Annotated in this window: 27 protein-coding genes and 3 pseudogenes; 11 read left to right on the top strand and 19 right to left on the bottom strand. The window is 39.1% G+C overall.

Features of this window, described 5'->3' with window-relative positions; all coding sequences use genetic code 11:
• Nucleotides 1-47: 47 nt before the first annotated feature.
• The 4 genes from C6Y06_RS13535 to C6Y06_RS13520 form a co-directional block, all read right to left on the bottom strand.
• The gene (locus tag C6Y06_RS13535; RefSeq protein ID WP_106037034.1) at nucleotides 48-401 is read right to left on the bottom strand and encodes a rhodanese-like domain-containing protein; all 354 of its coding nucleotides are present in this window, start codon (nucleotides 399-401) and stop codon (nucleotides 48-50) included.
• 14 nt (nucleotides 402-415) lie between these two features.
• Complete coding sequence (locus tag C6Y06_RS13530; RefSeq protein ID WP_106037033.1) at nucleotides 416-898, bottom strand: DsrE/DsrF/DrsH-like family protein; 483 nt, start codon at nucleotides 896-898, stop codon at nucleotides 416-418.
• Nucleotides 899-1020: 122 nt separating this feature from the next.
• Nucleotides 1021-1281, bottom strand: a complete 261-nt coding sequence (locus tag C6Y06_RS13525) for a metal-sensitive transcriptional regulator (protein ID WP_003217059.1) — start codon at nucleotides 1279-1281, stop codon at nucleotides 1021-1023.
• Nucleotides 1282-1482: 201 nt separating this feature from the next.
• Complete coding sequence (locus tag C6Y06_RS13520) at nucleotides 1483-2316, bottom strand: hypothetical protein (RefSeq protein WP_106035998.1); 834 nt, start codon at nucleotides 2314-2316, stop codon at nucleotides 1483-1485.
• A 146-nt stretch (nucleotides 2317-2462) separates the two neighbouring features.
• On the opposite strand from C6Y06_RS13520, the gene C6Y06_RS13515 reads away from it, so the two are divergent.
• From C6Y06_RS13515 to C6Y06_RS13470, 11 genes and pseudogenes are all read left to right on the top strand, one after another.
• Complete coding sequence (locus tag C6Y06_RS13515) at nucleotides 2463-3038, top strand: hypothetical protein (RefSeq protein ID WP_106037151.1); 576 nt, start codon at nucleotides 2463-2465, stop codon at nucleotides 3036-3038.
• Between the two features lie 11 nt (nucleotides 3039-3049).
• Entirely contained in the window at nucleotides 3050-3487 is a 438-nt protein-coding gene (locus C6Y06_RS13510; protein WP_060595424.1) for a hypothetical protein, read from the top strand.
• Nucleotides 3488-3593: 106 nt separating this feature from the next.
• Entirely contained in the window at nucleotides 3594-4400 is an 807-nt protein-coding gene (locus C6Y06_RS13505) for a hypothetical protein (protein WP_060595423.1), read from the top strand.
• Entirely contained in the window at nucleotides 4387-5199 is an 813-nt protein-coding gene (locus C6Y06_RS13500) for a hypothetical protein (RefSeq protein WP_060595422.1), read from the top strand. The genes C6Y06_RS13505 and C6Y06_RS13500 overlap by 14 nt, the downstream gene beginning before the upstream one ends.
• A gap of 14 nt (nucleotides 5200-5213) precedes the next feature.
• Nucleotides 5214-5882 carry an ATP-binding cassette domain-containing protein gene (locus C6Y06_RS13495; protein ID WP_106035999.1) on the top strand — a complete coding sequence of 223 codons (669 nt, stop codon included), beginning with the start codon at nucleotides 5214-5216 and terminating at the stop codon, nucleotides 5880-5882.
• A complete protein-coding gene (locus tag C6Y06_RS13490; RefSeq protein WP_106037032.1) occupies nucleotides 5879-6388 on the top strand; it encodes a hypothetical protein in 510 nt (169 codons plus the stop codon). The genes C6Y06_RS13495 and C6Y06_RS13490 overlap by 4 nt, the downstream gene beginning before the upstream one ends.
• Nucleotides 6389-6520: 132 nt before the next feature.
• Nucleotides 6521-7012, top strand: a pseudogene (locus tag C6Y06_RS20340) (thioredoxin domain-containing protein); the annotation flags it as partial.
• An 84-nt stretch (nucleotides 7013-7096) separates the two neighbouring features.
• Nucleotides 7097-8584 carry a thioredoxin domain-containing protein gene (locus tag C6Y06_RS20520; protein ID WP_317615044.1) on the top strand — a complete coding sequence of 496 codons (1488 nt, stop codon included), beginning with the start codon at nucleotides 7097-7099 and terminating at the stop codon, nucleotides 8582-8584.
• 152 nt (nucleotides 8585-8736) lie between these two features.
• The gene (locus C6Y06_RS13480; RefSeq protein ID WP_106037030.1) at nucleotides 8737-9507 is read left to right on the top strand and encodes a SurA N-terminal domain-containing protein; all 771 of its coding nucleotides are present in this window, start codon (nucleotides 8737-8739) and stop codon (nucleotides 9505-9507) included.
• A gap of 224 nt (nucleotides 9508-9731) precedes the next feature.
• The gene (gene glpT, locus C6Y06_RS13475; protein ID WP_106037029.1) at nucleotides 9732-11069 is read left to right on the top strand and encodes a glycerol-3-phosphate transporter; all 1338 of its coding nucleotides are present in this window, start codon (nucleotides 9732-9734) and stop codon (nucleotides 11067-11069) included.
• Nucleotides 11070-11158: 89 nt separating this feature from the next.
• Nucleotides 11159-12040, top strand: coding sequence for a glycerophosphodiester phosphodiesterase (locus tag C6Y06_RS13470; protein WP_106037028.1), 882 nt, complete (start codon nucleotides 11159-11161; stop codon nucleotides 12038-12040).
• Nucleotides 12041-12077: 37 nt separating this feature from the next.
• On the opposite strand, the gene C6Y06_RS13465 is transcribed toward C6Y06_RS13470, so the two are convergent.
• The 15 genes and pseudogenes from C6Y06_RS13465 to C6Y06_RS13395 form a co-directional block, all read right to left on the bottom strand.
• Nucleotides 12078-13466 (bottom strand): amino acid permease, encoded by a 1389-nt coding sequence (locus tag C6Y06_RS13465; RefSeq protein ID WP_106037027.1) that lies wholly within the window; start codon nucleotides 13464-13466, stop codon nucleotides 12078-12080.
• A 219-nt stretch (nucleotides 13467-13685) separates the two neighbouring features.
• The gene (locus C6Y06_RS13460) at nucleotides 13686-14444 is read right to left on the bottom strand and encodes a DUF4097 family beta strand repeat-containing protein (RefSeq protein ID WP_106037026.1); all 759 of its coding nucleotides are present in this window, start codon (nucleotides 14442-14444) and stop codon (nucleotides 13686-13688) included.
• A 28-nt stretch (nucleotides 14445-14472) separates the two neighbouring features.
• Nucleotides 14473-15156: a bacitracin ABC transporter permease gene (locus tag C6Y06_RS13455; protein WP_106037025.1), complete on the bottom strand. Its 684-nt coding sequence runs from the start codon at nucleotides 15154-15156 to the stop codon at nucleotides 14473-14475.
• 51 nt (nucleotides 15157-15207) lie between these two features.
• The gene (locus tag C6Y06_RS13450; RefSeq protein ID WP_106037150.1) at nucleotides 15208-15840 is read right to left on the bottom strand and encodes a TetR/AcrR family transcriptional regulator; all 633 of its coding nucleotides are present in this window, start codon (nucleotides 15838-15840) and stop codon (nucleotides 15208-15210) included.
• A 135-nt stretch (nucleotides 15841-15975) separates the two neighbouring features.
• Nucleotides 15976-16179 (bottom strand): annotated as a pseudogene (locus C6Y06_RS13445) (AraC family transcriptional regulator); the annotation flags it as partial.
• A gap of 177 nt (nucleotides 16180-16356) precedes the next feature.
• The gene (locus C6Y06_RS13440) at nucleotides 16357-16962 is read right to left on the bottom strand and encodes an ABC-2 transporter permease (RefSeq protein WP_106037024.1); all 606 of its coding nucleotides are present in this window, start codon (nucleotides 16960-16962) and stop codon (nucleotides 16357-16359) included.
• The gene (locus tag C6Y06_RS13435; protein WP_106037023.1) at nucleotides 16940-17821 is read right to left on the bottom strand and encodes an ABC transporter ATP-binding protein; all 882 of its coding nucleotides are present in this window, start codon (nucleotides 17819-17821) and stop codon (nucleotides 16940-16942) included. Before C6Y06_RS13435 ends, C6Y06_RS13440 begins: the two co-directional genes overlap by 23 nt.
• A gap of 5 nt (nucleotides 17822-17826) precedes the next feature.
• Nucleotides 17827-18198, bottom strand: a complete 372-nt coding sequence (locus C6Y06_RS13430; RefSeq protein ID WP_106037022.1) for a GntR family transcriptional regulator — start codon at nucleotides 18196-18198, stop codon at nucleotides 17827-17829.
• Nucleotides 18199-18360: 162 nt separating this feature from the next.
• Nucleotides 18361-19488, bottom strand: coding sequence for a DUF418 domain-containing protein (locus C6Y06_RS13425; RefSeq protein ID WP_106037021.1), 1128 nt, complete (start codon nucleotides 19486-19488; stop codon nucleotides 18361-18363).
• Between the two features lie 148 nt (nucleotides 19489-19636).
• Nucleotides 19637-19831, bottom strand: a complete 195-nt coding sequence (locus C6Y06_RS13420; RefSeq protein ID WP_106037020.1) for a hypothetical protein — start codon at nucleotides 19829-19831, stop codon at nucleotides 19637-19639.
• A gap of 72 nt (nucleotides 19832-19903) precedes the next feature.
• Nucleotides 19904-20155: pseudogene (locus tag C6Y06_RS13415) on the bottom strand (RidA family protein); the annotation flags it as partial.
• A 10-nt stretch (nucleotides 20156-20165) separates the two neighbouring features.
• A complete protein-coding gene (locus tag C6Y06_RS13410; protein WP_066031412.1) occupies nucleotides 20166-20930 on the bottom strand; it encodes an ABC transporter permease in 765 nt (254 codons plus the stop codon).
• A complete protein-coding gene (locus tag C6Y06_RS13405; protein WP_066031413.1) occupies nucleotides 20927-21844 on the bottom strand; it encodes an ABC transporter ATP-binding protein in 918 nt (305 codons plus the stop codon). Before C6Y06_RS13405 ends, C6Y06_RS13410 begins: the two co-directional genes overlap by 4 nt.
• A 14-nt stretch (nucleotides 21845-21858) precedes the next feature.
• Nucleotides 21859-22050: a PLD nuclease N-terminal domain-containing protein gene (locus C6Y06_RS13400; RefSeq protein ID WP_106037019.1), complete on the bottom strand. Its 192-nt coding sequence runs from the start codon at nucleotides 22048-22050 to the stop codon at nucleotides 21859-21861.
• Between the two features lie 199 nt (nucleotides 22051-22249).
• Entirely contained in the window at nucleotides 22250-23104 is an 855-nt protein-coding gene (locus tag C6Y06_RS13395; RefSeq protein WP_189288363.1) for a DUF2726 domain-containing protein, read from the bottom strand.
• Between the last annotated feature and the right edge of the window lie 150 nt (nucleotides 23105-23254).

The following is a 23254-nucleotide window of genomic DNA, read 5'->3' as shown; positions in this document are numbered from 1 at the left end:
GTCTTCTCCTCCTTTAAATAGGGGTAGGGGTATATTTTATTGCGCATTTAATGCCAAGCATTCATGCCACCCTTGATGTTTGTAATCTGAGTAAATCCCTGCTTCTTCAATATTTTCGCCGCCTGCATACTTCTCATTCCGCTTTGACATATCACATAGACCTCTTCATTTTTCTCAAGCTGAGAAGCTCGTTTCTTCAAATGAGACAACGGGATGTTTTGAAAGCCTTTGATATGATTTGTTTGAAATTCACTAGAAGATCGCACATCAATGAGCTGTTGACCTTTGCTTTTCAGCTTCTTTTTCATATGAGCTGCATCCATTTGCTTCACACCTCGTACCGGCAGAAAGCGGCTCACGAGTAATCCAATCACGATGATGAGTAAAATCGTCTGCATCATCCTGCTTCACCTCCCTAGATAAATAAATTCACACGTCCGATTTCAGCTTCTGCTAAATATGCCGCTACACCAGCATATTGAATATCATTTAATAACTCTTTCTCCTGTAATCCTAAAAGGTCCATCGTCATTGTACATGCCACGAGGTTAATATCCTGCTCCTTCGCCATCTCAATAAGCTGCGGCAAGGTCATGGCGTTGTGCTTTTTGATCACATGCTTGATCATTTTCGGCCCCATTCCTGCAAAGTTCATCTTGGACAGCCCCATACGATCAGCACCGCGCGGCATCATTTTGTCGAACATTTTTTCTAAAAATCCTTTTTTCATCGGTACCATCTCATCCTTACGCAAGGCGTTCAGCCCCCAAAACGTATGGAAAATGGTCACCTCATGATCATAGGCTGCTGCACCATTGGCAATAATGTAAGCTGCCATCGCTTTATCATAATCTCCACTGAATAACACAATCGTCGTGCGTTTTTTCTGTTCTTCCATTCTGCTCCTCCTTCAATAATTACCTATAGGGGTATATAGAAAATAAAAAATATACATATACCGGTAAGGGTATATTACATCAAGTAAAAAAATCCGTCAACCACCAAAGGCTGAGGAATTTCTTACCGGCTTTTCACCAATAGCTCAACTGCCTCTTTCACAAGACCTTCCGTATCCTTGCCTTGTTCAAGACTTTCACGAACACATTGCTCAAGATTTGTACTCACAATCACACCCATTGCCCGATCAATGGCATTACGTGATGCAGACAGCTGCGTCACCACCTCGCGGCAATCCTTGCCTTGCTCCATCATCGCAAGAACCCCTTTAATCTGCCCTTCAATCCGGCGAAGACGGTTCTTCATCTGCTGATTATATTCCATGAATAAGCACTCCTTTCTAATCTTTGTATGAACAGATAGTATACCCTAAGAGGTATTTCGTCAAACATGATGATTGTATTAAAAAGAGAGTTACTGAGATGAATGTCACAGCAATTCCTCATGTTTAAGTACTTCCTCCCTCCTTTGAACGGATAAAAATGTAGATTTCAAACCTATAGGACAATGCACACTTTTACAATATCATTCTATTTCCGTATTACTTATTAAATCATACTTGGATAAGTATATTCCTCCAACTATCAAAAGAATAATACAAAGAAAAGGTACTATAATTAGTGTCATAGTAATTGAGACAACTGGAGATAAACCAAACATAGGATGCCTAATCAGCATAAATGCATTTCCAAGTAGCATTGGGTTGTCTGAGAAAATGGAAAGAAATAGTATGCAGATACAGACTATGAAACTATAAATTGTTTTAAAAATTAATGATAATAAAGCAAAGATAAAAGTGAAAAGAAATGTCCCAGCTATATTTAAGAGAATTGAATAAACAATAATTTGACTATAAGAGAATTGAAAAGAGGAATATCTTAAAATACTTTCGCCGTAATCTGTCAAATTATTTACTGTACCCCCACTCAACTTCCATACAAAACAGGTTAAGGACAATATTAATATGTAAAAGATCAATATTGCAGTACAACAAAATAATAGTTTGCTTACCCATAATTTAAATATTGACTTTGTTCTAACTCTAATAAAGGCACTATGGGCAAATAGATCTTCTTTTATAAAAGTATTTACCAATATTGCACCACTTAATTGAAATATAATCCATCCAAAAGGAAATTCAATTGTTTGTTGTTCGACAAGTTCAAAGGGAACACCCGTAAAGGTTTTACCAATAATATCCCAAAACGCAACATTACTTTTAGATAAGCTAATATGCAGAAAGTAAAGGTAGTATAGAAAATTAAATAAGCCTAGAATAACTATAATGATAAAGATCTTTGCAGTTCTATGAAACCCAAGAATCATATCTCTTTTAAAAAGTAATAATAAACCAATCATGTATAAAACCCTCTCTTATCAACTAACTAGAACATAGCATAACATAACGTTTAAGTTAAAAAAATGCAAAAAAAGGTGTATTTTTCTTTATTTTATTGTATAATCTTCACGTACCGGTACAAATTATGGTTTTAGTGGTGAAAATAGTGAAAAAGATATTTACATTTTTTTTAATTTTATTAATGATATCTTTGATTAGTGCTTGTCAATCAAATAAGTTCAATAACACAATAAAAGACAAAGCTCCAGATCCTTCTGTAAGTATAAAAGATTTGGATAATAGTACAAAGGATGAACCAAAACTATTCTATTTTGATACTGAACAAAAGCAAAGTCTTTTCAAAGTTATATTTTGGGAAAACCTGAAAGAGGACCTTTATTATCAAGGTCAGATTAAGAATAATGATGTCGCAATTGAGAATGTTTTCAAAGGAGAGGACCTCGAAGTTGGACCACTTCCTAAAAATTACGAATTAGCGATGACCTTTAGTCAAAAAGAACCTACCCCAACAAAAATTTTAGGAAAATTGAAAGATGATAGGGGTATTACACATCAATGGGAGCAATCTTATGATATCCCAGATGCTGATCACGATTTTTTAATTAATTTACCAAGATTCAAAGGTCAGAAAGCAGAAATAGCATTAAGAATGATTTGGCTAAATAAAGATAATAATTGCATAGGTGTTGCAGATAAATATTTTGTTGTAAGTAAACAGTGAGGAGAAGACCGTTGAAAAATAAAATAATCATTACCCTAACTTTAATTCTAGGAGTAACCTTTTCTACTATAGGAATTGTGCATGTCTATGCAGGAGAACCAAGTGGCAACTATAAAGATACTAATTATAATTTTAGATTTCTAAAAGGAAATCCATATGATGAGACAACATCTAGAACAAAATTTACTAAATCTTGGTATTATATGAACAGTGAAAAGAATAATACTTCTTATGTAGCCTGGGCCAGATCTAAAGGAAAAGATGTTTCAGATGGCCACTATTATACAATTAAGAAAAATTATAAAGGAGTACAACTCCTATACAATTTGGCAGTTGAAAAAACATTCTTGGGAATAGGATATCCGCCTGTTTCGATTGGTGCTAAGAAGAATGCAGCTGGTTATGCTAATGGCGTATGGAGTCCCGATTACGATAAAAAAAGCCCTTGATTCTATTAGGCTTTTTAAAATCAAAAGAGAACTATATGACACAGCGACTCAGAATTAACTGAGTCGCTTCTACATTTATTTTTAAATAAACGAAATGGAGAGATACATGTTTTATTTGCTTATATTACGATTAATAAAACGCCCATCTTTTTACATATCATTAGCCATTGGAGCAATTCTAGCAATTGCATATTTTTGGACAGAAGAAATGCCACTAAAAGAACATTTAGAACTTACTGGAGGAATTTCTTTTACCCCTTATACAAAATGGATGGGGATTGGTGGAATATCAGATTATCCAGCACTTTACATGTTCTTATTACCAATTTTAGCAACACTTCCATTTTCAGATCTGTACTCAAGAGATCGATCAACTGGTTTTATTCGCTTTTTAATGATTAGAGGAAAACAAAAACAATATTTCTTTAGTTTGTTTCTTATAAACTTTTTAGCAGGTATGCTCACAGCTGTCTTTCCTCTATTATTAAATATTTATTTGTCTTTCATGAGACTTCCAAATATAAAACCTGATAGAGCGATTAACAATGAGATGCCTTTAGACTCTGATAATACTTTCTTACCAGATCTATATTATACACATCCCTTTGTTCATATGCTTTTATATGTCATATTGATTGGTATTTTCTCTGGTATGTTCGCAAGTATAGCTTTGGGATTTGGAATGTTTATTAAAAAATCATTTGTTGTTCTAATTACACCTTTTGCAAGTTTATATGTCATAAACATGGTACTTTCAACACTAGGGCATCAGGAAATGATATCAACAAGCTTCTTGCAACAACAGGCTACAGATGGTGTGAGTCTAGCAAGTCTTGTTTTACACTTGTTTATCGGATTTATGTTAAGTTTTTCATTATACATTCTAGGGGTTAAAAAGAATGTTATTCGTTAAAGAACTACATATCGTTTTACTCGACATATACCGTTATAAAGTGCGATTATTCATCTGGTTTTTTTGTTATTTGCTCTGTATTTTATATTTAGTCAAAGAAAGTATACCGCAACATGGAATAATGGGAATACCACAATCTTTAAATTTATTTTTCTCTTCCTATACATTTATTTTTCCAGTATTACCTCTTTTTCTAATGTTTTTTTCATTTGGAATCGTACCTTTTTTTGACTCTTCTCGTTTTGTTCGTTATCAAAAAAGAGAAAGAGTATTTTTATCGTTATTATTACGTGTCTTTTGGATCTGTCTAATATTCACTCTCATATACCTAATCGGTGGTTCCCTTCTGGGTGGCTTCCTGTCAGGAAGGTGGGACAACGTTTGGCTGTCTACAAAAGGCGCTCCGTACTTAAACTATGGCGATCAACTACCTTTAGATGAATATTTTTCATCTAATATCATGTTAATTAGATATCTGATTACAAGTTTATTGGTATTCTATCTGATCGGACTATTTGTTGTGGTTTGCTATTTGTTAAGTAAAAATTATATATACAGCTTTATTATCATTTCATCTACTGTGATTCTTGATAAAATGCTTAATATTTATTTTGGCTTTTCTTTCATTAATGACTCTCTGTCATTAGAAATGACATCTTGGCTTATACCAGGTTTATTTTCTAGAATGATTTATTTATTTAGTGGTTTTGGATTACTTTTTACTTTTCTTGCATATAAAATTTTTATCAAACAAGATTTTTTAAATGATTACGGCATTGATCATGAAAAAGAATGTTAATCGAGGTGAAACTCATGTCAGAAGAATATATTAAAATTGAGGCATTAAACAAATTTATTAAAAAAAACCAAGTCCTTAAGAATATTAACTTATCATTAAAAAAGGGGAATATTTATGGTTTTCGTGGACCTAATGGATCCGGAAAAACAATGTTATTTCGTGTATTATCCGGATTAGTAAAACCAAGTGATGGAAAAGTCACTGTAGGTGGGAAACAATTACACAGAGACATCTCATTTCCCGAAAATGTTGGAATATTAATAGAGTATCCTGGTTTTATCCCAGAATATACTGGTTTTGCTAACCTAAAATTACTCTCTATGATTCAGAATAAAATTAACGATAACGAAATTTCTGCTGTGCTTTCTCGTGTAGGGCTTGATCCAAATGACAAAAGAAAGTTTAAAAAGTATTCACTTGGAATGAAACAACGTTTGGGAATAGCTCAAGCAATTATGGAAAAACCGGATTTGCTCATTTTAGATGAACCTACTAATGCTTTAGATGAGAAAGCAGTCGAAATAGTACATCAATTACTCGTAACATTAAAAAATGAAGGTAAAACAATTTTAATTGCTAGCCACGATAAAGAAACTCTTCAAAAGGTTTCAGATACGATTTATGATATTGAATCTGGTGAAATTATAAAAGAAACGATTGTTAATAGGGATAAAGAAAAATGAGAAAAAAAGTAATAGTAATTTCAGTGATGACTATAATTTTTATCTTAATCAGCATGCTCCGCTATCAACAAGTGAATAGTGAATACTCCAACTATAAAGTAACAGAAAAAAACCTTACGACAAATGAAACATTTGAATTTCTAAAAATAAGTCATACGTTTAAAAAAGCTAAGAAAATTAATACCATTGATGAAATGAGAAATAAAATAACAGAATACCGCATACCATTTACATTAAAAAATAAAACAAACGATAAACTACCCCTCCATCCTGAATTTTATAGAATGATGAGGGGAGAGGAAGAAACCCAGACAATAGATTTTATTAATAATAAAACAGGGAAAAGAATTAAAGATATAAATCCTCATCAATATATAAGCGGTATAGTCACCTTTACATTTGGAAATAATGGTGAGAGAAATTTAAAAACTCCTAAACTCCATATGATTGGGAGCGATGGAGTATCAGTTGAGAAATTCATTGTGGAAATTGACTACTTCAAGTAACATATACTATTCATATCAAAAGAAATACATCCTATTGTCCTCTTCTACTTTAAGAGGATTTTTTTTATAAAAAGACGAATTCTCACTAAAGGAAAAATACACAGTAAAATAATACATGAAAGCAGGTGACCCATGCCAAACAACCAAACACCCAATCCACTCATCAAAGAAAAATCACCATACCTCCTTCAACACGCCCACAACCCAGTTCACTGGTACCCGTGGGGGCAGGAAGCCTTCGACAAAGCCAAACGTGAAAATAAGCCAGTGCTTGTCAGCATCGGTTACGCCACTTGTCACTGGTGCCACGTCATGGCCCACGAAAGCTTTGAAGATCAGCAAGTTGCTGATATCTTAAATGAGCATTTCATTTCAATCAAAGTCGATCGTGAGGAGCGTCCAGATATCGACTCGATGTATATGTCTGTTTGTCAGATGATGACGGGGCAAGGCGGCTGGCCGTTGAACGTGTTTGTCACACCTGATCAAAAGCCTTTTTATGCGGGAACGTATTTTCCAAAAAGAAGTGCTTACGGACGCCCTGGCTTTATCGAGGCACTGACACAACTCTTGGACGCATATCACAACGATCGCGATCATATCGAATCATTGGCAGAGAAGGCGACAAATAATCTGCGGATCAAAGCAGCAGGGCAGACAGAGAATACGCTCACCCAAGAGGCGATCCACAAAGCCTATTATCAGCTCATGAGCAGTTTTGATACGCTGCACGGCGGATTCGGCTCTGCGCCAAAATTCCCTGCACCTCATATGCTTTCATTCTTGATGCGCTATTACGAATGGACTGGGCAGGAAAATGCGCTATATGCAGTCACGAAAACATTAGATGGAATCGCAAATGGTGGTATATACGACCACGTCGGCTCAGGTTTTTCTCGTTATTCAACAGACGAAAAATGGCTTGTGCCGCATTTTGAAAAGATGCTGTATGATAACGCCTTGCTCATGGAGGCTTACACAGAAGCGTATCAGCTTACTCAACAGCCTGAGTATGAAAAGCTTGTCCAACACCTGATCCACTTTATTAAACGAGATATGATGAATCCGGGCGGCTCCTTTTATTCAGCGATAGATGCAGATTCTGAGGGGAAAGAAGGGCAATATTACGTTTGGTCAAAAGACGAAATCATGGCTCATTTAGGCGAGGACCTTGGCGCTTTATTCTGCGCTGTCTATCACATCACAGAAGAGGGGAACTTTGAAGGGGCGAACATCCCTCATACTATTTCCACCTCTTTTGATGACATCAAAGCCTCTTTTTCGATTGATGACCATACGCTTCAGTCTAAGCTGCAAGAAGCCCGGCACATTTTACAATCTGTCAGACAGCAGCGACCCGCACCGCTTGTCGATGACAAGGTGCTCACATCTTGGAATGCGCTGATGATCTCTGCGCTCGCCAAAGCAGGAAGGGTATTCGGTGCAGAGGAAGCCATCCGCATGGCGAAGCAGGCGATGTCTTTTCTAGAAACACACCTCGTCCAACATGAGCGGCTCATGGTCCGCTATAGAGAAGGTGACGTGAAGCATCTTGGCTTTATCGAGGATTATGCGCATATGCTTTCTGCCTATATGTCCTTATACGAAGCAACCTTTGAACAAGAATGGCTGGAAAAAGCCACAACAGTAGCTGAGAACATGTTTGAGCTGTTTTGGGACAAGGACAAAGGGGGCTTTTTCTTCTCAGGATCAGATGCGGAAGCGCTCCTCGTTCGAGAAAAAGAAGTGTACGACGGCGCCATGCCTTCTGGTAACAGCACCGCACTCAAGCAGCTTCTCACGCTAAGCAGACTGACCGGACGTCAGGACTGGCTAGACACATTAGAGCAGATGTTCAAAGCCTTTTATGTCGATGTCTCTTCCTATCCAAGTGGGCACACAGCGTTTCTGCAAGGGCTCCTTGATCAATATGCAACAAAAAGAGAGATCATCATTCTTGGGAAAAATGGCGACCCTCAAAAAGAACGGCTTTTACAGGCGCTTCGGAAACGATTCATGCCTTTTGATATCATATTGACCGCCGAAACTGGACATGATCTAGCACAAATCGCACCTTTTGCAAAAGATTACAAAACAATCGACGACAGGATCACTGTTTATATTTGTGAAAACTACAGCTGCCGCCAGCCCATTACCAATATTGACGAGGTGATGGGGCAATTATTCCACGATTGAGCTTGTCATAAGATGACTGTGAGAAGACAAAATGAGGACAAACAGATAAAAAACATGTCAATCCGCTAACAAATCGGCTGTAAGGTTTTATTTTTCCTAAAAAACGGTTAGAATGCGCACTAGACGTTCTCATACCGAAGGGAGAGAAAATGATGAAAAAGATATCATATACACTCATCGCTTGTCTGTTATCTGTTGGGCTTGCAGCTTGCTCGTCAAACGATGCGAAACAAGATAAGCAAAACGATTCAGCCAAAAGCAAAGAAACAACACAGGCTGACCAAAAAGAGCAGCAAAAGCAAATGGAAGAGATGCAAAAGAAATTAGACGCACAAAAAATCGATGATCAAAAGGTCGTTGCGACCGTCAACCAAGACAAAATCACAGGCAGTGAATATAATAGCGCTCTATCAACCATTCAAGGGCAGCTTCAGCAATCAGGGCAAGACCCAACATCTAAAGAAGGCGCAAAAGCAGTCAAGAAACAAACCATTGATGCGCTCGTAGGTCAAGAGCTCATCCTGCAAGATGCTGAGAAAAAGGGCATCAAAGCCTCTGACAAGCAGGTAGATAAACAGCTAAAAGAAGAAAAGAAACAATTCAAAGACAACGCTCAATTTGAAGAAGCTCTTAAGAAAAGCGGACTCACAATGGATCAGCTGAAAAGTGACATTGCCGACAGCATCAAATACAGCCAGTATGTCGACAAAGAAATCAAATCAGCCTCCGTCTCTGAAAAGGACGTCAAAGCGTACTATGATCAATACGCTGATGAAATGAAAAAACAAAAGCAAAAAGCACCTGAATACAAAGAGGTTAAATCACAAATTAAAAAACAGCTAGAATCTCAAGAAAAGCAGAAAGAAGTACAAAAAGAAATTGAAAAACTAAAGAAATCTGCGAAAATTAATGTATCTCTGTAACAGCTAAGAAAAATCCGCCATTGTGCGGATTTTTTTCGTTACTTGACGAACTGTTTTTCCAAAATAATGACAAAAGCCTCATCATAAACGTCTCTTCCATCCGATATGATGGGAGTACAAAAGAAAGCGCTATCAATTCTTTTGTCTCTTAAAAAGTACAAGATCAAACGCCGATCTCGTACTTTTGCTTCAGTCAATCGGACAACTACAGGAGGAGGATCTTTATGTTCAAATGGTTTAAACCCGCTCCGCATATCGACAGGCTCGATGATGCCAAAACAGATGAGACGTATAAGCGGCTGCGGCTGCAAGTCTTTTTAGGCATTTTTATCGGGTATGCGGGCTACTATTTGCTGCGGAAAAATTTCGCTTTTGCTATTCCTTATCTACAGGAAGAAGGGTTCACGAAAAGTGAATTAGGCTTTGTACTCGCAGCTGTCTCTATCGCCTATGGCTTTAGTAAATTCATCATGGGGATGATCTCAGACCGCTGTAACCCAAGATACTTTTTAGCCACCGGACTCTTTCTTTCAGCCCTTATCAATATCCTATTTGTCTCATTTCCATGGGTGACGTCAAGTGTATGGATCATGTTCTTATTCATGTTTTTAAACGGCTGGTTCCAAGGCATGGGGTGGCCGCCATGCGGACGGACGATGGCACATTGGTTTTCGGTTAGTGAACGTGGAACGAAAATGTCCATTTGGAACGTCGCTCACAATATCGGCGGGGGAATTCTTGCACCGCTCATCACCTTAGGGATCGTGCTGTTTGCGACGTGGAAAAGTATCTTTTTCTTCCCTGCCATCATTGCCATTATCGTCTCCTTCGTGATCATTCTTCTCGTCCGGGATACCCCGCAATCCACTGGTCTTCCGCCAATCGAGGAATATCGCAATGACTATCCGGCACAGCAGTATGAAGATCAAGAAAAAGAATTAACAGTGAAAGAGATTTTATTTAAGTATGTACTCAACAATAAATTCCTTTGGTATATCGCCATTGCCAATGTCTTTGTGTACTTCGTCCGTTACGGTGTCGTTGACTGGGCGCCGACCTACTTAACAGAAGCAAAGGGCTTTTCACCAGAGCATTCACGCTGGTCTTATTTTCTTTATGAATATGCAGGCATTCCGGGGACATTGTTGTGCGGCTGGATCAGCGACCGATTCTTTAGAAGCCGCCGTGCACCAGCGGGCGTCCTCTTTATGGCTGGGGTATTAATTGCGGTGCTCGTTTACTGGTTAAACCCTGCTGGCAATCCAATGGTCGATAACATCGCCCTTATCAGCATCGGCTTTTTGATTTACGGACCTGTCATGCTCATTGGACTTCAAGCCATTGACCTTGCTCCTAAAAAAGCGGCTGGCACTGCGGCCGGACTCACTGGCTTCTTTGGCTATATTGGCGGCTCTGCCTTTGCCAATGCAATGATGGGCGTCGTCGTGGATCATTACGACTGGACAGGAGGCTTCATTTTACTGGTTGGTTCTTGTGTGCTTGCGATTGTCTTCCTGGCGATGACATGGAATACAGGGAAGCGCGTAGAGCAGGCTTCATAAAAATCACATAAAAGATTCATATCCGCCCAACATGCCCTTTACATCTATTTCTTATGATGGAGGCAGTTACCGTAAAAGGAGGATAAAATATGAAGAAAAGTAGATTACTTGCTTTCGTGTTGCTCTCTTTTGCTTTACTGTCTTTTGCGTGGGTGCCGACCACCATATCGGCACATGAACATCTTTTATCTCCAGATCGTATTTTAACCGTTGCACACCGCGGAGCATCAGGGTATGCACCAGAGCATACCCTGGCTTCTTACAAACTCGCCACAAAGATGAATGCGGATTACCTCGAACTCGACCTTCAAATGACAAAGGATGGACATCTCATCGTCATGCACGATGAAACCGTTGACCGGACCACAAACGGAACAGGCTGGGTCAAAGACCTCACACTTGCCGAAATCAAACAGCTTGATGCTGGTACTTGGTTTAATGAAGTCAATCCCGACAGACAAAACGCCAACTATATCGGACAGCGAGTCCTCACATTAGATGAAGTGCTGCGATATTTCGGTAAACGAGAAAATTATTATATTGAAACAAAAAAACCAGACATCTATCCGCAAATGGAAGAAAAACTATTGGCGACCCTAAAAAAACATCATCTTCTCGGGAAACACACAAGAAAAGGGCAGGTCATTATCCAATCCTTTAGTCAAGACAGCCTGCTAAAACTACAGAAATTAGATCCACGCCTTCCCAAAGTACAGCTTTTAGACAGAACCCAAATGACGTCCATCACAGATGATCAACTCGACTTCATCAAATCTTATGCATTGGGTGTCGGACCGAATTTTAGAGCATTGACACTTGAAAACGTACAACAGGTCAGAAGCCACGGACTCCTCCTCCACCCCTATACGGTCAACAACGAAGCAGACATGACCCGTCTACTTCAATACGGCGTCACCGGTCTTTTCACCAACTTTCCAGATGTTTTTCAGCGTGTGAAAGCTTCACTTTAAACAAAAAGCCTTGCGGTCCATCCCGCAAGGCCTTTGATTATTTTACCGTTTGATCAGAAGAAGCTGTTTCGATCGGTTTCCGTTTCCCGATCCCAAAGACATAGAAGCTAAGCGCTACTAGAATCAAGAACCCAATGGCCACGATTAGAGAAATACGCGTATCCTGATTAATGAGCATAAATACAAGCACCATCAGTAAGAAACCGATTGTCAAATAATTAGAAAATGGCGCTAGCGGCATCTTGAATGGATGTTGATCAAGCGCAGATCCCTTCGCCTTTCTAAAGCCGATATGACTAATCAAAATCACAAACCAAGGCACCATACCAGGAAGTACACTCGCACTGTACACATAGACGAAAATGTTTGGTGGAGCAACATAATTGAGGACAACTCCTATCGCTAAGCCAATCAGCACAGCGAATGTCCCAAAATACGGTACACCATTCTTCGAAATCTTGGTGAAGAAAGCAGGCGCCTGCCCATTCACACCTAATGTATAAAGCATACGACCCGCACTGAAAATACCACTGTTACAACCAGACATAGCTGCTGTAATCACGACGAAGTTAATAATACCAGCTGCTGCTGTAATCCCAATTTTCGCAAACGTCGCCACAAATGGACTGCCAAGGGTATTCAGCTGATCCCAAGGATACACTGTCACAATGACAAAGATCGCACCGATATAGAAAATCAAAATACGCCAGATGATACTTTTGATAGCATTGGTCAGTGTCTTTTGCGGATTTTGCGCTTCACCTGCTGTAATTCCAATCAATTCTACACCTTGATAAGCAGCAATGACGAGCGACAATGCAAACAAGAATCCGCTAAATCCACCTGTAAAGAACCCGCCATGCGCCCACAGATTAGACAATCCAATAGGTGTTCCGCCATTTCCAAATCCAAAGAAAATAATGCCTAGACCCGCAATGATCATCAAAATAATCGTCACAATCTTGATCATCGCAAACCAAAATTCGAACTCACCGAACGATTTAACCGAAATCAAATTGGCCGCTCCCAAAATAATCATCGCAATTAATCCTGGAATCCAAGCTGGCAGCTCTGGGAACCAATATTTCATATAAGCGCCTACTGCAATAATTTCCGACATCCCGACAATGACCCACTGGAACCAGTTACTCCAAGCTGTCATATAACCCGCAAGCGGATGAATATATTGGTGACCAAATGTAGCAAATGAACCTGTACTCGGTTCAACGTATAACATTTCTCCCATCGCACGCATAATAAAAAAGATAAAGATACCACATACTGCGTACGCGAGAAGAACCGATGGACCTGTCCATTGAATGGCCTTGGCTGACCCCATAAATAAGCCAACACCAATCGTGCCGCCGAGTGCGATCATTTGAATATGGCGGGCACTTAACCCTCTCTTTAATTCCTTTTGAGCCACTTTTCTTCCCCCTCATCAACAAACAACATAAAAAATAAAAATCAGAATGTTCATTCTGATTGAGAAACATCAATCTTTCGATGTATATTATCATAATAAATCTACCCTTAAAAAACAATTGTTTTTTTGAGGAAAACACTATTATCAAAATATTCCGACGATAAAAGAGATTCAAATTGTTTTATATTGATATATTGAATCAACGAGTGAAAGTCACCTTCAATGCTTATGACTTATTAGAAACTGACCGCCTCTTATATCAATCTCAAAGGATCGTAGTCCATTTTTATGCACCATTTTGCCCTTCTCTAGATGACAAGAAAAGTCATTCCGAAAAGCACCGGATCTTTTCTTTACATAACAAGTAAACCCATCATTTTCCGGTATCTCCACTTTGACATATGCTCCTGTTGAAGTAGATTTAAGTGAATCTAGCATCTTAGTAGAATGAATCTGCATCCTTCTACCTGTTACATGCAGATCAACGTCCGAAAAAGCACCCGTCAACTCAACTTTTGACGATGTGGCGTGCAGTAATAATCTCTGCGCGACCAGCTGCCGACTAGAAATAAGTCCACCTACTGTCTCTAAATGGAGATGTTTGATTTCACCTGATAGCATCGTCTTTCCAGAAGTTAAATGACAAGAGACATTTTCCACCTTCAGCCTCTCTGCCTGAAGATTTGTTCCTTTACAACGAAGAGATATGGACTGTAATTGTTGTTTAGGAAGATAAATAGCTACATCGGTTTTATAAAGGTGAAGCCCTAAGCTGAGTATTTTTTTTCGTCGATCTTGAATGACCAGCCGTCCATCTCTTACCTGATGATGCAGCAAATAACGTTGGGGAAAAGCTTGATTGGTCGTTTGACGAATGAATAGATAAGGATGATCATGATGATGAATACGCACCTCTCCCAATAGCCAATCCAGCGATAATTCTACGACCGATTCTTCAATTCGAACCGTATGCTCCACAATGTCTCCCTCCTTTTTTCAACGCGGCTCATCTCTCTTGAAGCCGGATGATACTGCCCCATAATTCCAAGATCACAATGAGAACGGCTGCGATCATGACTCCTGACAGAATGAAATTCATTTGATCATTTCCATAAAAAGCAATTAATAGGTTTCCTAAAACAGCACATAGAACAATCGCAGTCAGAATGGTCATGGAGGTAGATTTCTTCATTAACCCCACTCTCATCGCAATCATGCCAATACCGTTGATACAACAAGTAAACACTAGGTACGTTTTGATCACAGTGAACATCACATCAGCTGTCAGCGCATCCTGAACAAAGGGGAAGAACGTTTCAGTGACACTAAACACAACAAATGAGGGAATGATGCTACACAGCATTGCAATCGTAGAAAAGCACAGCATCCAGACCATTCTCGAAAGGAGTGATGCTTTCAGACTTGATGAATGAGGTTCATGCTCTTTCAATGCAGTCACCATCACTCGACAATACATCAAGGCTGTGACGATCGAAAAAAAGATCATCCATACTATACTGGTCAACAAATAGATATTCGGATATTGCTGAAAACCTATTTCCTGTTCAACCTGTGCAACAAACGCGACAAAATAAATAAACACCAGCAGTACAATGCTTGCAATCATACTAGATTGAATATAATGTTTCATATGGCTTTTTCTTAGCTCAAGTTTTATGAAGTGAAGCATAAGGCATCCTCCTATGAAATGAATTTTTCTTTTTGTCTTTTATCTGACCATTTAGGTTCCAGGCTGATCATATCCACCAATTCCAGCATAATGCGCTGTGACCTTTTGAATAAATAGATCACTCACTACATCCACTCCAAGCCCTTTCATCATCTGTTGTAAAAACAGCAAACGCTGACTAGTTTCCTGCTCATCACGAGCAAATAGTGTTGGATTCAGCCATATATTCACGAGAAGCATAAACACTTCTGCCACTTCACCAGGAAAAGCAGTCTTCATCGAACCATCATCAATTCCTTCTAGAATGAGCCTTTTAATTTTAAGCGCATCCTGATTTACTCCTGCCTTCATCCCTTCCACCACAAACTGCGGGTTTTTGATCTGATCAACTAAGATTCCATCAATTGAGTGAGACTGTGGATCTGCCACAAGCTTCTCTAAAATAAGCTGCAGCTTCTCTTTTGCATGAACTGCCTCTGTATGCTCAATCAGATCTTCAAGCTTCTCTGTCGCATGACGAAATTGCCGATCCATCACGGCACGTAATATTTCTTCCTTCGATTTGAAATGATGATAAATAGCACCCTTAGACATGTTCAATTCATGGATGATATCCTGCAAACTCGTCTTTTCAAATCCTTTTTCCTGAAACAGCTTCGTCGACACATCTAAAATTTGCTTGATTGTCTTTTCTGGATACTTATTTCTGGCCAAATGAAACGCCTCCTCTTACATACCGACCGTTGGTATGTATTTTAATCTACTTCATGATAAACTGTCAATATAGGTTCTTTATATAAAATAAATAAAAAAGACCGCTCACACGGTCTCCTCAAGCTCAAACTGTAAATTCACTGGAACATCTGGCAATGCAGAATCCTCCACCATATTGGTTGTAGGTGTCTTCTCATTCACTTCCTCAAATCGAAACCCATCTGCCCATACCGTTCCCTTGCCGCTGAGCAAGACACCAAAATGAATGGATTCACTGTGAGAAGGGATATCTAAAACAATCGCATATTGAAATGAAAATGAGAATATCCCACTATTTCAGGCACCTGCCCTAATACAGCTCATCCATCAAATGCGACTCAAAATAGAAAATCGCCTCTTGCGTGACAGACTATACATCATCTCGCTCACCTCTACTTGGTCATAATTGCGGTCATGATCTACTTTGAATAGATTCAGCTATTTTTCCTAGAACGCTTTCCTTTGATAAATAGCAGTAGAAAGCCCCCAAGACAGCAGGTAGATAAGCATAATCAGCACAGCTGACCCAGTATATAAAATAGGTATCGATAATTTCATGATAAAATCTGTGATCCCACTGAATTGCTCCGCTAAATAGGCAACAAATGGCGGTCCTATACCAGATAAAAGGATAAAGCCAATAATCACTGCCGTTGTGATATAGCCAGGCTTCAAGATATAAAACAATGGAAACGTACACGCCGCAAACAATAAAAACAGCCCGCTGCCAATCGCAATATCCGTCAGCGAAAACAGCTTCCCAAAAACAAATAAAGCAGCACTTGTCAGCCCGATTGCGATAATCATATAGAAAACGGCACCAAGATAACGTGATGCGATAATTTCTTTACGTGTATAAGGCAAAGAGTTTAATAGAATATTCGTTTCTGCCTTCTCATCGTACGCATATGTGTTAAAAGGTATGAAGAAACTAGCGACTAGAAAAATCAATGCCGGATGCGCATCCATGAGAATAAAAAATAAGATAAACGGAAGAAAAATAATCAGCTGCTTTTTCTGCAAAATCACATCACGCTTCATTAAATGAAACATGCGCCACCCCGCCTTTCAAATAAAACATGATATCCTCAAGCGACGCCGGTTCGATCACAACAGCGTCTCCAAAAATATGATTCACTTCACCGATCCGATCTGTTAATGCTTCAAACCCTGCTGCTGTACGCTGAATATGGACAAAAGCCTTTTCTGTGTCTCGATCCAACAAATCCAGGCTTCCCTTCACAAGCGCATAATTCTCCGCTACCTCATGAACCGACTGTTGAAAGACCAATTGTCCATTTTGTATAAACGCAATATAATCCGCAATCCGGTCTAAATCTGTTGTCATATGTGTTGAGAAAAATATGGTCCGGTTCTCATTAATCATTAACTCTTGTAACGTTCCTAACAGCTCTCTTCTAAAAACTGGGTCTAAACCGGCTGTTGGCTCATCCATGATAATCAGCTCTGCATGATGTGATAGCGCAATCGCAAGTGACGCCTTCATCTGCATCCCTTTTGAGAATGTTTTGATTGCTTTATGCAGGGGCAGGCCAAACTGTTCAATATATTGATGGAAAAGACGGTCATCCCAGCGTTTATAAGCAGGTGCCACAATCCGTTTAATGTCTTTTAAATTCAAACCTGGGAAAAAAACGTTGGCATCGTAAACAAAGCCGATTCGTTCCTTAATCTCTTTTTCATGGGTGTGATAATCTAATCCGAAAATCTTGACCTCACCTGAATCTGGTTTTAACAAATTCATGATCATTTTAATGGTGGTCGACTTACCAGCTCCATTTTCTCCAATAAACCCTGTAACAAAGCCTTTCTTGACCTGCAAATCGAGACTCTTAACTGAAAAGTCCTTGAATCGTTTTGATACTCCTTTGAATTCAATCACATGCTCCACTCTTCTCACTCCTCATACAAGAACTTTAATAACTGCTGCAATTCATCAAAAGATAAGCCTAATTCCTTGCCGTTTGTGACAACCGCTCCAAGCTGATCTTCAATCACCTTCAATTTTTTCTCTCTCATGACCTCTAGGTTTTGTTCCGCAACAAATGATCCCTTGCCTACAATCGAATAAATAAATCCTGCCTTCTCTAACTCTTCATATGCTCGCTTTGTTGTGATGACGCTAATTTGCAAATCCTTCGCCAGCTTTCGAATAGACGGCAGTGCCGAGCCTTCCGCCAGCTCCCCCGTTAAAATCATCGATTTGATTTGATTCGTAATTTGCTCATAAATGGGCTCCTTAGAGTGGTTTGAAATCGTAATCTGCATATAAAAACCTCTTTTTTCTGTACTGGTGTTTGGAACAAAATAATGTATATACACTATATATACATTATATACACTTTGGAAGAATAATCAACCACTTTTTGATTGCAACTCAATTAAAAAAACCGCACAGCTCTTCAGCTATGCGGCCTTCCCCAACAAAATTTATCTCCAATACACCCATTTTCCCATCATCCACTCCACCGGACCTCTTCTCCATTTTTTCAAATAGAGATGGCTGATGAACAGCTGCGCTGTATACAGTCCGACAGCGAGCAGCAGTCCCAACATTGACCCCAATTGTCCAAATAGACCAAGTCCATAAGAATAGAAAATCGTTGTACAAATGATCGACTGCGCCAAATAGTTTGATAGAGACAAACGGCCAAGTCCTGCAAGCAGACGTTTGAGGCCTTGGGCTGCCTTCGAATAGTAGAAAACAATAAAGGCTTGAATATACCCGATCGCCAGCACATAACCACCAAGAATCATCACAAATTCACTCCAAGGCGCATCAATGAACGTCGTACATTTTAGCGCAAGGCCGACGACAATGACCCAGACCCAGCCTTTGCGATAGGCCATCCCTCGATCTTCTTCTGTGAGATGCCCTCGTTTACCAATCACCATGCCTAGCAAGGCGAACGGTCCCACCATCATCGTACCGAAAAGAAACCCTAGTATTGGCATGAACATAATGGTCATAATCGCCAGAATAATGGTCACAATCATCATATCGTCTTCAACTGTAACCCTGCTGAGCAATATATCCCCATATGCACCCTTCGCATACACATCGGTTAAAAGTTCATCGTTCCCATAAACGAGGTTCATCATATATGGCACAACGACTAAAGATAACGCCCCTAATACACCAGACCAAATAAGCATTGTTTTGATCCGGCTGCTCAAAAACATCATCAAGAAAAACGTACAAGCCCCATAATAAAGAAGAATGTCGCCATTCCAAATAAAGATGTAATGCAGCATCCCAAGCACAATCAGACCAAAGCCTCGGCGAACGACAATGGCATTCGTATTTAGTCCCTTGGCTTTCGTTGATTCAATCAGCTTGATAAAAGAATACCCAAACAAAAAGGAGAAAATCGGATAAAACGACCCTTGGAACAAAATTTCCGTCAGATAAACGCCGAATTCCTGCCCCCAAAAACTCGAATCAAACATTTTCTCAAAATCATAATCATATTGAAAATTAAGCATATTCACGATCAAAATACCTAATAAACTAAAACCACGCAAACTATCAATGAACTCAACCCTAGATCCCTTCAACACGACAGCTCCTTCGGAAAATATAAAAGCATATTTATCCTACCACACTTTCAAAAAATTGGTCTCTACACCCATGTAAAAACATGTGTTTTAAGGTAAATTTAATAAAAAAACCTAGAATATACATTCTAGGTATCTTACTGATGAATTATGAATGATGATTTTCTTCTTTCCGCATCACACGTTTCAAATAAAACAAAATCCCCAATCCGAAAAAAATCAACGCTAACTCCCAGTCTGCACGAATCGAAAACCATTTCAATATCATTAAAATCAACAAAACCGCTCCAAACCCTGCGAAAAAAACTGCGTTTCGTTTTAATTCTTTGTTGGATTGAAACAAAATAACATCCCCTATTTTTATTTAAGATCATTTTCTCCCTTCAATAAGAGAAGATCAAACCTCCTCATCACCCTAAACCATCTCCTGACACGCCCAAGCATCCACCTCTACCTTTAAAGCAGGAGAAGCCAATGCCACCACATAAATCATCGTCATACAAGGGAGATGATCGCCTAAGAACTGCCCCATGATTCGTTTTCTACTCTCAGCATCGAACTCTCCCACGAGATAAAATACTAGTTTCGTTATATCTTCCACGGCCATATCTGCCGCTTCTACGTTTCGTTTCACATTCTCTAACGCTAGTTCGAGCTGCTCCAAAGGGTCCAACAACCTATAATTCTTGTTTTCTAAAAAGAAACCATCCGATGAGAAAAAAGAAACCAATCAATACCGATACACCTAGAAAGCTTGTAAGCGCCTGATCCGAATAAGTCCCTCTATGAATCATCTCCTCGGCGGCACTTGTCACGCCTTTAGGCGCAAACTTCCCTAATGTATCCTCATAAAATGAAGGAACAGTAAATAGAATAAGGTTGATCACAAGCGATACACCGCCGGCTGTGACCGAACGCGTAAAGAACGCCGAAGCACAAATGGTCGACACGACAATCAGCAATAAATTGGGGTAATAAAGAAGCGTTCCTTTTAACACATTGACCCAATCCAGATGCCCAAATTGAATGTCCACATAATAAACGGAGGCAAGCACCGCCACCACCAAACTAAACAAGGTCAAACCAGCATAGGCGCATATTTTTGAGACATAATAACTCATTCGACTGATCGGCTTCACCATAATCATCGCAGTCACCCCAGAGGCACGCTCTCCAGCGATCGTCCCCATCACAATCATAATGAGAATAAAAACACCAAGCGAATCGAATTTACTCAATGCACTCGCTAAAGCCTCACCAGCGCTAGGCTCTGGTATATAAAATGTGGACCCTTCAGGTAAATTAGCTGATTTCGATAAAAGATCCGGCAGCATTTTGAGCGTAATAGGCTGCGTGATCATTAAAATCGTAAAAATGATTGGCACAAACAACATTTTATAACTAGTGAATAACTCCCTAAATTCCTTTTTCAACATCATCATGCAGTCACAACCTTCATGAAAATATCTTCAAGCGTCAGCTTAGATAGTCGATAATGGAGGATAACACCACCTGATTCAGTGATCAGACAAGGCAGCTCCTTCAATGCCGTTTGCTGATCTTTGACTCGAACCTGATAACCGTCCCCTGTCTCAATGCATTCCTCCATCCAATCCTGCTCTTTTAACAAAGCCACTAATTTCGTATTCTTTTGTTCTAATTGAAATTCAATCACTGGCTGGATATAGTCTTCTTTGATCTGTTTCATGGAAGAGGACATTTCAATTTTTCCACTGTTGATCATGATAATATGATCCGCCACTCGTTCAATGTCATCTAAAATATGGGTCGACATAAAGATCAGCATCTCATGCTTTAGACGCTCAATCAAAGTCAGGACGTCTTTTCTCCCCATGGGATCAAGTGCAGACACAGGCTCATCTAGAATAAGAACCTTCGGGCTGTTGATGAGCGCCTGTGCAATGGCGAGCCTCTGCTTCATCCCTCCGCTATAACTGCCAATGGTACGATCCTTCGCCTCATACACACGGCAAAGCTTCAGCAGTTCCTCTGTTTTGGAACGAATGATTTTTTTCTCTAAATGAAATAACCCGCCAACCCAATGCATCCACTCCTGACCTGTCATATCCTGATAAAATGCAGGCTGCTGCGGACAATAGCCAATCACATGACTAATGTCATCCATGTCCTTTGTCACATCCATACCCGCCACCTTCACGACGCCAGACGTAGGACGAGCAAGCCCCGTCAAAATCCGAATCGTCGTTGTCTTACCTGCTCCATTGGCTCCTAAAAACCCTACACATCCGACCTCCCCAACAGAAAACGAAACGTTTTTTAAAACTTCATGCCGACCATACGATTTCGTCAGCCCTTGACACTCCAGCATATTCAAGCAAATCCCCCCTACTAAGATTGTTTACGACCAAAAATGAAATACGCAATAGGACCGGCACTCGCCACGAACACAATCACCAAAGCCCAAACCCACTTCACCTCTCCTCTGATCCTAGATGGATCTCTTTTCAGCAAATCAAACAAACCAATCACCATTAAAATGGCTTGCAGCAAAACGAGAGGTAAAATCATCTTCAAATCCATCCACGCCACTCCTTTTTCATAACCAATTTGTTTTGATATCACTTCTTTTGACGACATGAAGAGTGAATTCGTTCAAATGGATTTTATTTTTATCGATCGAATGGTCTATAAGTTATAAAAAAGCCCAGTGAAGGTGCGTTCACTGGGCTTGCTTGTTAAAGAATCTCAATCTTTATTTATAACTACAAGTTTTTACTTATTAAATGCCACCACTAAATATTGCCAATAGATATTTTTTCTCAAAATGATTAATTCTCTTAGAAATTTCTTGATTCAAAACACTTTTTCTTTTATTATCAAGAAATTCTACCAACTGTTCGTACAAATCAAATATCATTATTTCCTCTAATAATTCACTTTCAGATATAGGAAATCTCTGTGCCTTCATGCCACTAACTGTAATTAAACCCTTCTCATTGTCTATATACAACCAGCTAACTCCGTAATAATTTCCACTTTCATCCTTACCAATCCAAACATTAGGAATTAGACTTTTGATTTTTTTTTGTTCAGAAAGCTTTCTAATCTCATTTCTAATCTCAAGGGTCAAAAATAATGGAAACTTTTCTTTATTGTCACCTATTGAATAAATTGATTCCGGAGAAAATGGTTCATCATATGGAATTGCTCCATTCTCTTGTGCTTTATAGAAGGCTTCAGCTAAAAACCAAACATCAACACACCAACTCAAAAGATCAAGATTACGATATTTTGTGTCTAAGTACCGAGAGTTAATTCTCAATAAAGGAAGATCAAATCTATCTGCCAATCTATTTTTAATATCATCTCGAAATTTTTGAGTTCCTGTTCTATGATATTTCCCATCAAATTCAACTGAAAATAATGGTAGAAATGTCTTGTTGTCATAGACAGTAAAATCAAAGTGCGATTTTAAGGCAAAAGAATACTCTTCATTTGAGATTCCACTATTCGTAATAGAAAAAATATCTGCTAATCTGACTTTTGGAAATACAGAAGTATTAACGTTTTTACAAACCTTATTGATTCTTTCATAAGTTATATTTTCGTATTTATTAAAAATCTCCTTGTTCACTATTTCTCGTATCCTCTCAGTAATTTTTTTGCAGACACTTATATAAACTCAATAAATAATACATGTTTGACACTTCGACTTTAAGTACAAAAATCCTCCCATAATATCTACTCGGTTAAAGCCTCTGATAAATGGGCATTGGAAAAGCTT

Origin of the sequence: Bacillus sp. MZGC1, from assembly GCF_002998605.1 — a bacterium.
GTDB lineage: Bacteria > Bacillota > Bacilli > Bacillales > Bacillaceae > Bacillus.
This window is presented reverse-complemented; position numbering and strand designations above follow the sequence as displayed.